Here is a 13,549-nt window from a genome sequence, read left to right as displayed (position 1 = left end):
CTCCTGTATCCGCCGCACCCTCTTCCGCCCCAACTCCCCTCCCCCGGCCGCCTGTTCAACAGACCCGCGCCGGGCACGCACCGAAGGAGAACCATGACGACCCCTCAAGCCCCTGATGTCCCCCACGTCCAGACCGTCCGCGGCCCCGTGGCCGTGAGCGACCTCGGTTCCGTCCTGATGCACGAGCACGTCTTCGTCGTCAGTGAGGAACTCCGGCAGAGCCTCCCGGAGACCTGGGACGAGCGGGAGCGCGTCGCCGACGCCGTCTCCCGGCTGAAGGCCCTCGCCGCGACCGGTGTCTCCACGCTCGTCGACCCGACCGTCATCGGGCTCGGCCGCAACGTGGCGCGGGTCGCCGAGGTGAACGGGCAGGTCGACCTCAACATCGTTGCGGCGACCGGCATTTACACGCTCGCCGACATCCCCGACTTCTACCGCTACCACGGCCCGGGCACCCTGCTCGGCGGCCCCGAGGGCATGACCGACCTGTTCGTCCGCGAACTCACCGAGGGCATCGCGGACACCGGGATCAGGGCCGCGTTCCTGAAGTGCGCGATCGAGGGCGAACTCACCCCGGGCGTGGAGCGGGTGATGCGCGCGGTGGCGCAGGCGCACCTGCGGACCGGCGCGCCGATCACGGTGCACACAAGTGCCGCCGCCCGTACGGGACTTGTCGCGCAGAACGTGCTGCGCAGCGAGGGCGTGGATCTCGGCGCGGTCGTCATCGGGCACAGCGGCGACACCGCCGACCTGGACTATCTGCACCAGCTCGTCGACAACGGCTCGTACGTCGGCATGGACCGCTTCGGTCTGGACGTCCTGCTGCCCGAGGACCAGCGGGTGGCGACCGTCGCGGCGCTCGCGCGCGAGGGCTTCGCCGAGCGGATGGTCCTGTCGCACGACGCGTCCTGCCACATCGACTGGTTCCCGCCGGGCGTACGGGAGCAGATCGCGCCGAACTGGCATCACCTCCACCTGCACGAGCAGGTGTTGCCGGCCCTGCGCGCCGCCGGAGTCACCGAGGAGCAGATCACGACCATGCTGGTCGACAACCCGCGCCGGTACTTCACCCCGGCCGGCTCCTAGGCCGTATCCCCGAAGTCCCGCCTGCCCCGGGCTTCGCGCGGGGTGATGCCGAACTCCGCGCGGAACGCGGTGGCGAAGGAGGCGTGGCTGCCGAAGCCGCTGGCGTGGGCGATCTCCGCGATCGAGTACGGGGACCAACTCGCGTTCGCCAGCCGGGTTCTGGCGACGTTCAGCCGTTCGCGGCGGATCAGGTCGCGGGAGGTGGTGCCGGCGGCCTGGAGCACCTGCTGGACGTAGCGCGCGGACCAGCCGAGCGCCCGTGCGATGCCGACGACGTCCAGGTCGCGGTCGCAGGCGTGCTCCCGGACGTAGCGCCGGATCGCGGCCTCGACGGTCGCCCGCTGTCCGGTGGGCGCCGAGTCGGTGCCGCCCTCCGCCGCGAGGCACACCAGGTCGAGGAGCCGGTCGCAGGCGATGTCGAAGGTCGTCTCGGAGAGGTGCTCGCGCTCCTCGTGCAGGGTGGTGGTCAACTGCCGTACGACACGGCCAAGTCCGCGCTCGCCGTCGAGGAGGTGCGGTCCCCGGGCCGCGAGGGGGCTGCGTGCCGCGAGGTGCCGGCCGGACATGATCAGGGAGATGCTGCGGAGGTCCGGTCCGTGCGCGTACGTGAGCGGCCGGTCGATGTCGCACAGGGCCATGACGCCGGGGCCGATCTCGCCGGACGCCGTGCCCTGCTCCACCCAGGCCGATCCGGAGAGCGGGACGAGGAGTTCGTAGGTCCCGCGGGGATCGGTGCGGATGTGCCGGGTGTCCCGGTCGACCACTTCCTCTCCGCCGGAGCACAGCGCGAGACTGTAGGTCTTCGACCGCTGCCACTCCAGGCGCCCGGTCCACGGGGTGCGGCGGTCCGGCACGCTGATGCGGCTCGCGCCGTGCAGGCCGGTGAAGACCTCGTCCCAGGCGCTCGCGGAGGAGACGGTCAGAGCTTGGCTCCAGGAAGACACACCTCATCCTATGCACCCGAAACCGGCGGTGCCCATGACGGACGGGCGCACCGTTTCCCCGCTCCTGTGATCGAGTTCACGCCACCCGGGGCGAACTTTTGGACCGGTCCCGCATCTTGTACGCGTTGGCAGCACCCCGTCCGGAAGAGAGCTCTCCCTTGTCCGTGTCACGACGTTTTCGCGCCCCTGTGGTCCTCCCGGCCGACCCGTCCTGTTCCGTCCTGCGCGACGCCGTGGTCGACGTCGGCCCGGACGGCCGTATCACCCACTGCGGTACGGCCGCCGATGCTCCCCCGCTCCCGGCCGGCGTCCCGGTGACCGCCCTGTCCGGCATCCTCGCTCCCGGCCTGGTCAACACCCACGCGCACTCCCCGATGACCCTCCTGCGGGGCCTCGGCGGCGACCTCCCGCTGGCGTCCTGGCTCCAGGACGCCGTCTGGCCCGCCGAGGGCCGCATGCGCCCCCGGGACGCCCACGCGGGCATGCTGCTGGGCTGCGTCGAGATGCTGCGCTACGGCGTGACGACCAGCGCCGAGATGTACGCGCACGCCGAGCAGGTGGCCGACGCGGCGCTCCAGGCGGGCAGCCGGGTCCTGATCGCGCCCGCCTACTTCGACCGGCCCGGCGACGACTGGCACACCGATCTCGCGGCCATCGGCAAGTGGATCGACACGGACGGCCTGCGCTTCGGACCGGGTGAGCGCGTCGAGCTCTGCTATGGACCGCACTCCGCGTACACCCTGCCGCCGGAGGCACTGCGCGCCACGGCGGACGAGGCGGCACAGCGCGGCGCCCTGGTGCACATCCATGTCGCGGAGACCCTCGCCGAGGACGTCGCGCAACGGGAGTCGCACGGTTCGGTTCCCCAACTGCTCCAGGAGACCGGGCTGTTGGACGGGCGGCTGCTCGCGGCGCATGCCGTGCATCTCTCCGCCGACGACATCCGGCTGCTCGCCGAGGCGGGTGCCGGTGTCGCGCACTGCCCGGGCTCGAACGCCAAACTCGCCTCCGGGACCGCCCACTTGGCCGCGCTGCGCGCCGCGTCGGTCCCGGTCGGCCTGGGCACCGACGGGCCCGCGAGCAACGACGACCTCGACCTGTGGGAGGAGGCCCGCCTCGCGATGATGTTCTGCCGGCTCGCCACCGCCGACGCCATGGCCCTCACGGCCGCGGACGCCTTCCTCATGGCGACCTCGGCCGGAGCGGCGGCCCTGGGCCGGACCGACATCGGTTCCCTCCGCCCGGGGAACTGGGCGGACCTGGTCCATCTCTCCGTGGACGGACCGCACTTCGCCGCGGGTCTGGACGTCGAGGACGGCCGACTGCTCGCCAACCTCATGTGGGCGGCCGGTTCCCGCGCGGTCCAGGACGTCTGGGTCGCGGGCGAGGCCGTCGTCGTGGCCGGTGAGACGGTCACGGTGGACCGCGCCACCGCCCAGCACGCGGCCGCCGAAGCGGCCGCCCGCATCGCGTGAACCGGCAACAGACGTCGCGACCGTTCCTGTTCCCGCCCACCTCTACGGGAGGCGTCATGGCATCGGCATCCCTCACCCCGCCGGCTCTCATCGGACGATCGGCCGAACTGGCCGTCCTCGACGGGCACTTCGGCACCGCCCGGGCACGGGGAGCCGGGCTGATGCTGACCGGTGAGGCCGGGGTGGGCAAGACCGCGCTGCTGGACGCCGCGGCACTGCGCACGTCCGAGGCGGGCTTCCGGGTGCTGCGGATCTCCGGCTGCCCGTTCCAACGAGGCGTCGGCTTCTCGGCGTTGAACCAACTGCTGCACCCCCTGGCCGAGGAGATCCCCGCGCTGCCCGCGCGGCAGGCGGCGACCCTCCAGGCGGTCCGCGGACATTCCGAGGAGCAGCCGGCCGAGCTGCTCGGTATCGCGAACGCCGTGCAGGCCCTGCTGACGCGGACCGCCGCCGGGACCGGTCCAATCGCGCTGCTCGTCGACGACGTGGCCTGGGTGGACCGGCCCAGCGCGACGGTCCTGGGCACCCTCGCCCGCTCCCCGCACACCGGCCCGATCGCCCTGCTGGGCGCGTCCCGGACCGGTGACGAGTCCTTCCTGAGCAACATCGGGATACCCGAGTACGAGGTCCGGCCCCTGGACGACGTCTCGGCGAACGAGCTGGTGGCGGACCGGTTCCCGGCGATGGCGGCCAGGGTGCGCCGGCGGCTGGTCGCGGAGGCCCGGGGCAACCCCCTCGCCCTGCTCGAACTCCCGGTCCCGCTCAACGACCTGCAGCAGACCGAGCGGGGCGCCCTGCCCGCCGTACTGCCGTTGACGGAGCGCCTCAAGGGCATCTTCTCCACCCGGGTCGCGGCGCTCCCGGCCGCGACCCGCACGCTGCTCCTGCTCGCCGTGCTGGAAGGTTCGGGTGAACTGCACATGCTCCAGCGGGCCTTGGGCGCACCGGACGGTCTCGCCGGGCTGTCCCCCGCCGAGCGGGCCGGGCTCGTCCAGGTCGACGGGGTCACCGGCAGGCTGGAGTTCCGGCATCCGCTGACCCGTTCCGCGGTGCTGGACCTGTCGACCAGCGAGGAACGCCGGTCGGCGCACCGGGCGCTCGCCGCGGAGCTCCCCGAGGGCTCCGAGCACCGGGCCCGGCACCTCGCCGACGCGGCCGTCGGCCTCGACGACCACGTGGCCGCCCTGCTGCACGAGGTGGCCTACAGCACCCTGCGCCGCGGGGACGCCGTGGGCGCCATCACCACCCTGCTGCGCGCCTCGGAGTTGAGCGGCACGGGCACGGCCAAGGCCCGTCGGCTGGCGGAGGCTGCCTGTCTCGGCGCCAACATCACCGGCGATCTGCGCAACGTCCGCGCGCTGCTGGACAACGCCGGCCACGCCGACCCGTCCGGCGTCGACTCCCTCGCCGCCGCGACCGCCGCGGCCAGTCAACTCCTCAACGGCGAGGGCGATGTGGACACCGCGCACCGGCTGCTCATCGGCGCCATCGACACCCATGGGTGGCCCGAGGACGGCGAGACGGTCGAGGACATCTTCCGCGAGGCCCTGAACACCCTGCTCATGGTGTGCTTCTACGGCGGCCGGCCGGAACTGTGGCACTCCTTCGAGGACGTCGTGAAGCGACGCCGTCCGCCCGCCTCGCGCCGCCTGCTGCCGTTGATCCTGGGCACCTTCGGCGATCCGGCGTACGGCGCGCTGCCCTGGCTCGACCGGCTCGACCGCCTCGTCCTGGGCCTGCACCAACAGGCCGATCCCGTACGGGTCTTCGGCGTCGCGCTCTCCGCGTCCTACGTCGACCGGCTCCCGGGCTGCCGCAGCGCACTGCGCCGGGTCGTCGACGACGGCCGCGACGGCGGGGCCGTGGCCCTGGCGATCCAGGCGCAGTTCCTGCTGGGCAACGACGCCTGCGCGAGCGGCCAGTGGGACGAGCTGCTGGAGATCACCGAGGAGGGGCTCCGCTGGTGCGAGACGTACGACTACCGGCTGACGGCCTCGACGGGCCACTTCCAGCGGGGACTTGTGGCCGCCGCGCGCGGTGACGACACCACCGCGCGCGGGATCGCCGACCGGCTCGTGTCCTGGGGCAACCCGCGCGGGCTGGGCGCGCTGCGGGTCTACGCCGGGCACATCCGGGCCCTGTCGGCGCTCGGCGGCGGAGACTTCGACACCGCCCACCGTCTGCTGCGGGCGCTCGTGACGCCCGGCGAGGTGCCCCGGTTCATGCCCCACGCGCTGTGGCTCCTGCTGGACTTCACCGAGGCCGCGGTCCACACCGACCACCACGAGGAGGTGGCCGTGCACGTGGCGGCGGTCCGCCGGACCGACATCCCGTCGCTCTCGCCCCGGCTGGCCATGCTGACGGACGCCGCCGAGGCGATGGCGAGCCCGGACACGATCGACCACGACCTGTTCGAGGCGGCGATCGCCACGCCGGGTGCCGAGCGCTGGCCGTTCGACTGGGCGCGGATCTGCCTGGCCTACGGCGAGCGACTGCGCCGCGCGAAGGCGGGCGGCGCGGCGCGGGTGCACCTGGAGGCGGCGCTCGGCACGTTCGAGCGCCTCGGCGCCGCCCCGTGGAGTGCGCGGGCGGCCGACGAACTGCGGGCGAGCGGCATCCCCGTCAAACCCGTCGGGCCCCGCGCGTCCGACGGCCGGGACCGGCCCGCGCTGCTGACCCCGCAGGAGCGGGCGGCGGCCCAACTGGCCGCCACCGGGCTGACGAACAAGCAGATCGCCGCGCGGCTCTTCCTGTCCCCGCGCACGGTGGCGGCCCATCTCCGCAGTGTCTTCCGGAAGTTGAACGTCACCTCGCGGGGCGGCCTGCGCGACGCGCTGACCGGCCCGCTGCCGTGAGGCCGCCCGCTCAGCTCTCCTCGGGTGCGAGGTGCCAGCTCCAGTTGGGGCGTTCGTAGGCCACCTCGAAGCCGAGGCGGAGCATGTTGTGCAGGGAGCTGTTGTGGGTGCCGGGCTGCTCGGCACCGGTCTCGGCGACGAGGAGGCGGCACCCCAACTCCCGTGCCCTGCGCGCCCGGGCGGCGAGCAGCGCGGTCTGTCCGCCGCGGGCCCGCGCGTGGGGCAGTACGGCGCCGGCGAACATCTGCGCGGTGTCGCCGCGGACGAGCATGGTGCCGGTGCCGACCAACTCCCCGTCCAGCCAGGCGCCGTAGGGATGCCAGCCCGGCCGGGTCACGGTCGCGGCGCCCATCTCGGCGTAGTGCTCGACCGGCATTCCGAAGGCCCGCATCATCACCGTGCCCCATTCCAGGGCGTGTTGGGCCTCCAGCGGGGTGACGGTGATGCCGTCGGGCTTCCTGTCCACGGCATCGGCGCGGGCGACGGCCTCCTCGGGCGCGCCGACGAGTTTCACCCAGGACGAGTCCTGGACGATGCCCTCCCGTGCGCAGATCTCCGGCCAGTCCTTCGGCAGGAACGCGGGCGCGATCTGGAAGACGGCCTGCGGGGTGCGCGCCGCCCGGTAGAAGTCGCAGACCTCTTCCACGAGTTGGGCTGTCACGGGCTCGGTGACACCGAAGCCGAGGGCCTTGCTCCAGAAGCGGGTGGGGTCCTCGCGCATGGACAGCACCACGCCGCCGCCGATCCGGGTGGCGGTCATGCCCAGCGCGGTGCGGACGGTCTCGGGGGTCTCCGTCTGGAAGCGGTAGAGGGCCTCCGCCTCGGACTGTTCGGCGACGGACGGTTGGACGGCGGTCGTCATGGGTTTCTGTTTCCCTCTCGGGTGCTCAAGTGGCGACGCGGACAGCCCGCCTGTGAACAGGCGGGCTGAAGCGGGGAGTTGACGTCATGCGGTCGGTGGTCAGGCCTGGTGGGCCGCGGCCTGCTTGATCAGGTCCGCCACGGCGGCGGGCTGGGAGACGTAGACGGCGTGGCTGCCGGCGGCCTCGGTCACGGTGGCGCCGGCCCGCTCGGCCATCTGATGCTGGGCCGGCGGCGGGATCATGTGGTCGTCGGTCGCGACGAGGTACCAGCTCGGCTTGGTCCGCCAGGCCGGCTCGGTGATCGTCCCGCCGAGCGCGTCCAGGCCCCACGGGACCTGCGCGTCGGCCAGGAACGCGGCGTCCTCGGCCGGCAGGTCGCCCGCGAAGGACGCGTGGAACTTGTCCCGGTCCAGGAAGAGGAAGCCGTCGACGGGCGGCAGGATGGGCGGCACGGGCGCGCCGGGCGCCGGGTCGGCGACCAGGGTGCCGACCGACTCGTCCTTGTCCGGGGCGAAGGCCGCGATGTAGGCGAGCGCGGCGACATTGTCGTGGCGTCCGGCCTCGGTGATCACGGCGCCGCCGTAGGAGTGGCCGACGAGGACCGCCGGGCCGTCCAGCGCGTCGAGGGCGCGGTGGGTGGCGGCGACGTCGCCTTCGAGGGACAGGGTCGGGTTCTGCACGACGCTCACGTTGAAGCCGTCCTGGGTGAGCAGGCGGTGCACGGACTGCCAGCCGGAACCGTCGACGAATCCGCCGTGTACGAGAACGATGTTCTTGACGGCACTCATGCCGTTGCTCCTTGGTTGTGTCGGAAACCCTCCGGACGACTCCACGCTAGAGCGGACCGTCCGGCCGGGCTTCGACCAAATGACCTAGTTGCCGGTACGGCCTAGGCGCCGGGGTGGGCCTCGACGAACGCGGTCACGGCCTTCGCGAAGGCCTCCGGTTCCTCCAGGTGCCCGAAGTGCCCGCTGTCCTCCAGGATCACCAGCTCGGACCCCGGGACGAGCCCGTGCAGTTCCTCGGCCCAGCGCACTCCGCAGACGACGTCGTGGCGGCCGACGAGGACGAGGGTCGGCACGGTGAGGGAGCCGAGGTCGGCGCGGTCGTCGATCACGTCGGGGGTGAGGTCCTCGTCGAGGCCGGAGATGTGGGTGGCGACCACCGCGGCCCGTGCGGGGCCGAACTCCGCCTCCCGGCCCCAGAAGTCGGCGAAGTACGCGGGGAAGATCCCCCGGGCCACGGCGGTCATCTGTGCGTCGTCGGAGATGGTGGGGATGTTCTGGAACGCCTCGACGACCTCGGGGAGGTCCGGGTTGTCGGCGTGCCGGGCGGCGAACTCCTGCACCAGGCGCATCGCCTCGGCGCCGTGCTCGGGGCCGGTCACCGGGGCGCTCTCGTAGAGGATCACGCCGGCGAGGCGCTCGGGGTGGTGGAGGGCGTGGTACTGGGCGACGAAACCGCCGTGCGAGTGTCCGAGGAGGTGTACCTCGGGGGCGCCGAGGTGCTCGATCAGCGCCGTGAGGAAGCGGCTGTAGCGGGCCCGGGTGTAGCCGTGCGGGTGGGCCGGGAGACGGCCGGAGGCGCCGGTGCCGACGGGCTCCGGGTAGACGACCGTGAGGTGCTCCTCCAGGGCGGGCATGCGCAGGTACTCCCAGAAGATGCCCGGTCCGCCGGAGTGCGCGATGCACACGGGTCCGGTGCCGTGGACGTGGTAGCTCTGCGTGATCCCGTCGATCTCGACGGTGTGGGTCCCGGTGGCGAGCGGGTCGGTGGAGGTGTTGCTGGTCATGGGATCTCCCTGTTCGGCATACGGCGATGACACGGACAGGACGCGGGAGAAAGCGCGAAGTTCGAAACGGATCGCGTGACGCCGGTCACATGGCAAGGAGGCGGGTCACACGGTCAGGAGGTCGGGGACGGGTACCGGCCGGGGATGGACGAGCCGCAGCCGGTGCACGCGCCCGGCGCCGTCCAGACTCATGAGCCAGGCCACGGCGGGCGGGCAGTGGTCGGGGTCGTCGGCGGGGTTGGTGATGTCCATCTCCCAGACGACGAGCGAGCGTCCGGCCACGGCGTGCGCGAGGTGCTGCCGTACGCCGGCCTCCAGGTCGCGCTCCATCCCGCGCACCAACAGGCCCTGGCCGCCCACCGGTTGGTTGCCGCGGACCAGCACGGCCTCGGGCGACCAGCGTTCGGTGAGCAGTTTGCCGAAGTGTCCGCTCTCGGCGGCCCGAAGCGTCTCGCGCGCCTCGACGCGGCTGGCGCGGGTGCGCCGTCCGACGTCGCCGTGCGGGGCGTCGGCCGTGGCGGCGAGGGCCTGCGCGAGCTTGGCCCGCCCCTGGCTGAGCCGGCTGCGGACCGTTCCAACGGGCACCCCGCACGCCTCGGCGATCCGCTCGTACGACGTGACACCGACGCTGAAATGCCGCAGCACGAGCGGCAGCCGCAACGCGGGCGACAGTTCCTCGACGGCCGCCCAGATCCAGTCCCGCAGGGCGTGCCGCTCCAGCCACCGCTCCGGACCGGACTCCGTGGCGGGCACGTGCGGATCGTCGAGCGGCCGCAAGTCGACGGACGCCCGCAGCAGCGAACGGGCGTGGTTGCGCACGATCATCCGCAACCACGCCCCCACGGCCTCCGGATCCCGTACGTCCCCCACGCGCCGGAGCGCGGTGAGCGCCGCGTCCTGGACCACGTCGTCGACGTCGGGCCCCGGCCCCAGCACACTCACCGCGACCGCCCGCATCCCGGCCCGGTGCCGCTCCAGCAGCAGCCCGAGGGAGGCGACGTCCCCGGCCTGCGCGGCCAGGGTGAGCGCCACGTCCTCGACACGCGCGATCTCACCGACGTTCCGGCTGCTCATGCTGTCCCTCTTCCGGCGTCCGAGTCGTCCGTACGACCGTAATGGGCGCGTGGCGTGACGTCACATCGCGCGGGCGCGGCGGGGCCTCGGCGACTGTTCAACGACTTGGACCGGTCCCTACGACCGCTGCGGGCGCGCCCTGTTGCCACACCGCCTCGGCCACCCGCCGGAAGTTGCCGCCCAGGATCGCCGCTACGGCGTCGTCGGGATATCCCCGGGCCAGCAGCGCGCCCTCGACCGTCAACAGGCCCTCCGGGGGCATGAAGTCGATCGGGCCCCAGCGCGTGTAGCAGTCGGGGTACAGCTCCGGGCTCTGTGCGAGCATCGCGTTGAAGTCCCCTTCGTCGAACGGGTAGTCGGTGGACACGCCGACGTGCTCCGGTCCGACGAGGTCGACGGCGTGGTCGATGTGCCGTACGAGAGCGTCGACGGAGGCGTCGTTGGGGCCGAGGAAGATGCCGACCCCGGTGATGCCGACGACCCCGCCCGTGGCGGCGCACTCCCTGGCCTGCTCGTCGGTGATGTTGCGGGGGTGGTCCCACACCGCGCGCATGCAGGAGTGGCTGTAGACGACGGGGAGTTGGGACACCTCGCACAGGTCGAGGCCGGTACGGGCACCGCAGTGCGAGCCGTCCGCGACCATGCCGACGGCGTTCAACTCCCGTACCAGCGCCCGGCCGTAGGCGGTGAGCCCCTCGTCGACCGCGTCGAGGCAGCCGCCGCCGGCCGCGTTGCGGGTGTTGTAGCTCGGCAGCATCGTGCGGACGCCGAGGTCGTAGAAGTGGCGTACCCGGTCCAACTCCCCTTCCAGGGGCCCGGAGTCCTCCAGGTCGAAGGCGACGGCCACCTGCCCCGCCCGCGCGGCGGCGTCGATGTCGTCGACGCTCGCGGCCGGCCGCAATCGCTCGTCCGCGGCGATCCGCTCCCGCCAGCTCACGAGGAGACCGGTGACGTCGCCGGCGCCGTGGGGCGCGTAGCCCACGTTCACCGAGACGAAACTGCCGCCCGGCCTGCGGTAGCGGGCGAGTTCGCCGACGTCGGCGTGTTTCTCCAGCGCCAGGCAGCAGTGCTGTTCCCAGAGCAGGGGCGAGCGGCGCGTTTCCACGGTTTCGTTCGACACCGTATGGATCATGCCCGCGCCGGGACTACGGCGTCGAGGGCGGGCCCGTACTCCCTCGCACCTCGAGCCTCGGCTCCGACAACACCGTCTCCTCCATCCGCCCCGGATCCCTCATCCGGTGGATGAGAAGCTGCGCGGCGCGGCGCCCGATGTCGTGGCTGCCGTTGTCGACGGTGGTGAGCCAGAGGTGTCGTAGGCGCGCGAGGTACGTGTTGTCGTAGCCGACGAGGGACAGGTCCCGAGGCACCTGGAGGCCCAATTCCTCGGCCGCCGAGAGCGCGCCGACGCACGCGATGTCGTTGAAGGCGAAGACGGCCGTGGGGCGTTGCGGAGCGGTGAGCAGGCGGACCATCGCGCGGTAGCCGCCCTCCTCCGTGTGGTCGCCCTGTTCGACCGTCGCGAGGTCGGTCAGGCCGTGGGCCTGCATGACCTCTTCGAAGGATGTGCAGCGGAGTGCGCCGGCGACGCCCTGGCCGGCGATGTGGGCGATACGGCGGTGACCCAGGTCGATGAGGTGTTCGGTGGCCAGGGCGGCGCCGAACGAGTCGTCGCCGGCCACGACGTCGACGTGGGGCAGGACCGGTTCGACGGCGCCCGCGACCACCGTGGGGATGTGGGTCGCGGCGGCGAGGAGCTCGTCGGAACCGGGGAGGGTGCCCACCACGATCAGGCCGTCGACGCGGAGTTCCGTGAAGATGCGGGTGAGGTCCTCGCCGAGGTGGCGGTTGAGGCGGCCGTCGGCCAGCATCATGTGCAGGCCGTTCTCGTGCAGGCGGGAGCCCAGGCCGTCGAGGAGTTCCACGAACCAGGGGTTGCGCAGGTCGTTCAGCAGCACGCCGACCGACCGGGTACGGCGCTCGCTGAGGCTGCGGGCGGCGGCGTTCGGGCGGTAGCCGAGTTCCGCCACGGCGGCCAGCACGGCCTGCCGTTTCTCCGGTCGGACCTGCTCGGAGCCGCGCAGCACCAGGGAGACCAGGGATTTCGACACACCGGCCCGCTCGGCGACGTCACGGATGGTCGGAGCGCTCATGGCTGGACCGTTCCATGCGGTCGCGCCCCCTGTCAAAGGCGCGGACACTCGGTGTTGACGTCCACGTATTGACATCAGGACGAACGGGTTCCACTGTGGCGGGGATAGTTTATGGACCGGTCCAAAGAAGGGCAGTCATGGTGACCTCGCTCGGTGTAGCCGTCGTGGGCTTCGGATGGATGGGGCGGGTGCACACCCAGGCGTACGCCCGTGTCCCGCACCACTTTCCGCAGCTCACCCTGCGGCCGCGGCTCGTGACGGTCGCCGAGGAGGTGCCCGGGCGGGCCGAGCAGGCCGCCGAGCAGTTCGGCTTCGCCTCCACGACCCGCGACTGGCGCGAGGTGGCCGACGACCCGCGGGTGCAGGCGGTGAGCATCACCGCGCCTAACTTCCTGCACCGCGAGATCGGTGTCGCGATGGCCGAGGCCGGCAAGCACATCTGGATCGAGAAGCCGGTGGGCCTGTCGACGGCGGACGCGTCCGCCGTGTCCGACGCGGTCGCCAAGGCCGGCGTCCAGGGCGCCGTCGGCTTCAACTACCGCAACGCACCCGCCGTGGAGGCCGCCCGCGACCTGATCGCCTCCGGCGAGCTGGGCGCGGTCACCCATATCCGCGTCCGCCTGTTCAGCGACTACGCGGCCCACCCGGACGGCGCCCTGACCTGGCGCTACGAATTGGAGCGGGGCGGCCACGGAGTCCTGGGCGACCTGGCCTCGCACGGCGCGGACCTCGCCCGGTACCTGCTCGGCGACATCACGTCCCTGGCCGCCGACACCGCGATCTTCCTGCCGCAGCGGGCCCGCCCCACCGGCGCCACCGCGGGCCACGCGCTGGCCACCGGGGGCGAGTTGGGGCCGGTCGAGAACGAGGACTACGTCAACTGCCTGCTGCGGTTCGCCTCCGGCGCCCGTGGTGTCCTGGAGGCCTGCCGGGTCTCGGTCGGCGAGCAGAACAACTACGGCTTCGAGGTGCACGGCACCAAGGGCGCGGTGTTCTGGGACTTCCGCCGGATGAACGAGCTGGCGGTCAGCCGCGGCACGACCTACCAGGACCAGCCCGTCACCACGGTGTATGTCGGCCCGGGCGACGGGGAGTTCGGCGCGTTCCAACCAGGCGCGGCGAACGCGATGGGCTACGACGACCTCAAGGTCATCGAGGCGTACCGCTTTCTGCGCTCCGTCGCCGAGGGCGAGCCCTACGGCGCCACGCTCCAGGACGCCGTGCGCAGCGCGGCGGTTCTGGACGCCATGGTGCGCTCCGTCGAGACCGGCACCTGGGCGAGCCCGGCGTGAACGGCGCGCGCGTCGCCT

The 13,549-nt window shown here is 72.6% G+C and carries 11 protein-coding genes; 4 read left to right on the top strand and 7 right to left on the bottom strand.

Going from position 1 to position 13,549, the window contains the following annotated elements; translation table 11 throughout:
* Nucleotides 1-93: 93 nt before the first annotated feature.
* The gene (locus OG223_RS43010; protein WP_329261261.1) at nt 94-1,086 is read left to right on the top strand and encodes a phosphotriesterase family protein; all 993 of its coding nucleotides are present in this window, start codon (nt 94-96) and stop codon (nt 1,084-1,086) included.
* Here the strand turns inward: OG223_RS43010 and OG223_RS43005 are convergent.
* Nucleotides 1,083-2,030 (bottom strand): AraC family transcriptional regulator, encoded by a 948-nt coding sequence (locus OG223_RS43005; protein WP_329261259.1) that lies wholly within the window; start codon nt 2,028-2,030, stop codon nt 1,083-1,085. The genes OG223_RS43010 and OG223_RS43005 overlap by 4 nt on opposite strands.
* Before the next feature lie 164 nt (nt 2,031-2,194).
* On the opposite strand from OG223_RS43005, the gene OG223_RS43000 reads away from it, so the two are divergent.
* Together OG223_RS43000 and OG223_RS42995 are read left to right on the top strand one after the other, a co-directional pair.
* Nucleotides 2,195-3,505 (top strand): amidohydrolase family protein, encoded by a 1,311-nt coding sequence (locus OG223_RS43000; protein WP_329261256.1) that lies wholly within the window; start codon nt 2,195-2,197, stop codon nt 3,503-3,505.
* Between the two features lie 56 nt (nt 3,506-3,561).
* A complete protein-coding gene (locus OG223_RS42995) occupies nt 3,562-6,360 on the top strand; it encodes an ATP-binding protein (RefSeq protein ID WP_329261253.1) in 2,799 nt (932 codons plus the stop codon).
* A 10-nt stretch (nt 6,361-6,370) separates the two neighbouring features.
* Here OG223_RS42995 and OG223_RS42990 read toward each other — a convergent pair whose 3' ends face one another.
* The 6 genes from OG223_RS42990 to OG223_RS42965 all read right to left on the bottom strand — a co-directional run bounded on the left by OG223_RS42990 (nt 6,371) and on the right by OG223_RS42965 (nt 12,239).
* The gene (locus OG223_RS42990) at nt 6,371-7,222 is read right to left on the bottom strand and encodes a GNAT family N-acetyltransferase (RefSeq protein ID WP_329261251.1); all 852 of its coding nucleotides are present in this window, start codon (nt 7,220-7,222) and stop codon (nt 6,371-6,373) included.
* Nucleotides 7,223-7,321: 99 nt separating this feature from the next.
* Complete coding sequence (locus tag OG223_RS42985; protein WP_329261248.1) at nt 7,322-8,011, bottom strand: alpha/beta fold hydrolase; 690 nt, start codon at nt 8,009-8,011, stop codon at nt 7,322-7,324.
* 101 nt (nt 8,012-8,112) lie between these two features.
* Entirely contained in the window at nt 8,113-9,015 is a 903-nt protein-coding gene (locus tag OG223_RS42980) for an alpha/beta fold hydrolase (protein ID WP_329261246.1), read from the bottom strand.
* A 105-nt stretch (nt 9,016-9,120) separates the two neighbouring features.
* Nucleotides 9,121-10,089 carry an RNA polymerase sigma factor gene (locus OG223_RS42975; protein ID WP_329261244.1) on the bottom strand — a complete coding sequence of 323 codons (969 nt, stop codon included), beginning with the start codon at nt 10,087-10,089 and terminating at the stop codon, nt 9,121-9,123.
* A gap of 97 nt (nt 10,090-10,186) precedes the next feature.
* Complete coding sequence (locus OG223_RS42970; RefSeq protein ID WP_329261242.1) at nt 10,187-11,209, bottom strand: dipeptidase; 1,023 nt, start codon at nt 11,207-11,209, stop codon at nt 10,187-10,189.
* Nucleotides 11,210-11,234: 25 nt separating this feature from the next.
* Nucleotides 11,235-12,239 carry a LacI family DNA-binding transcriptional regulator gene (locus OG223_RS42965; protein WP_329261241.1) on the bottom strand — a complete coding sequence of 335 codons (1,005 nt, stop codon included), beginning with the start codon at nt 12,237-12,239 and terminating at the stop codon, nt 11,235-11,237.
* A 137-nt stretch (nt 12,240-12,376) separates the two neighbouring features.
* On the opposite strand from OG223_RS42965, the gene OG223_RS42960 reads away from it, so the two are divergent.
* A complete protein-coding gene (locus OG223_RS42960; protein WP_329261238.1) occupies nt 12,377-13,531 on the top strand; it encodes a Gfo/Idh/MocA family protein in 1,155 nt (384 codons plus the stop codon).
* Nucleotides 13,532-13,549 lie beyond the last annotated feature (18 nt).

Origin of the sequence: Streptomyces sp. NBC_01478, assembly GCF_036227225.1 — a bacterium.
Lineage (GTDB): Bacteria > Actinomycetota > Actinomycetes > Streptomycetales > Streptomycetaceae > Streptomyces.
This window is presented reverse-complemented; position numbering and strand designations above follow the sequence as displayed.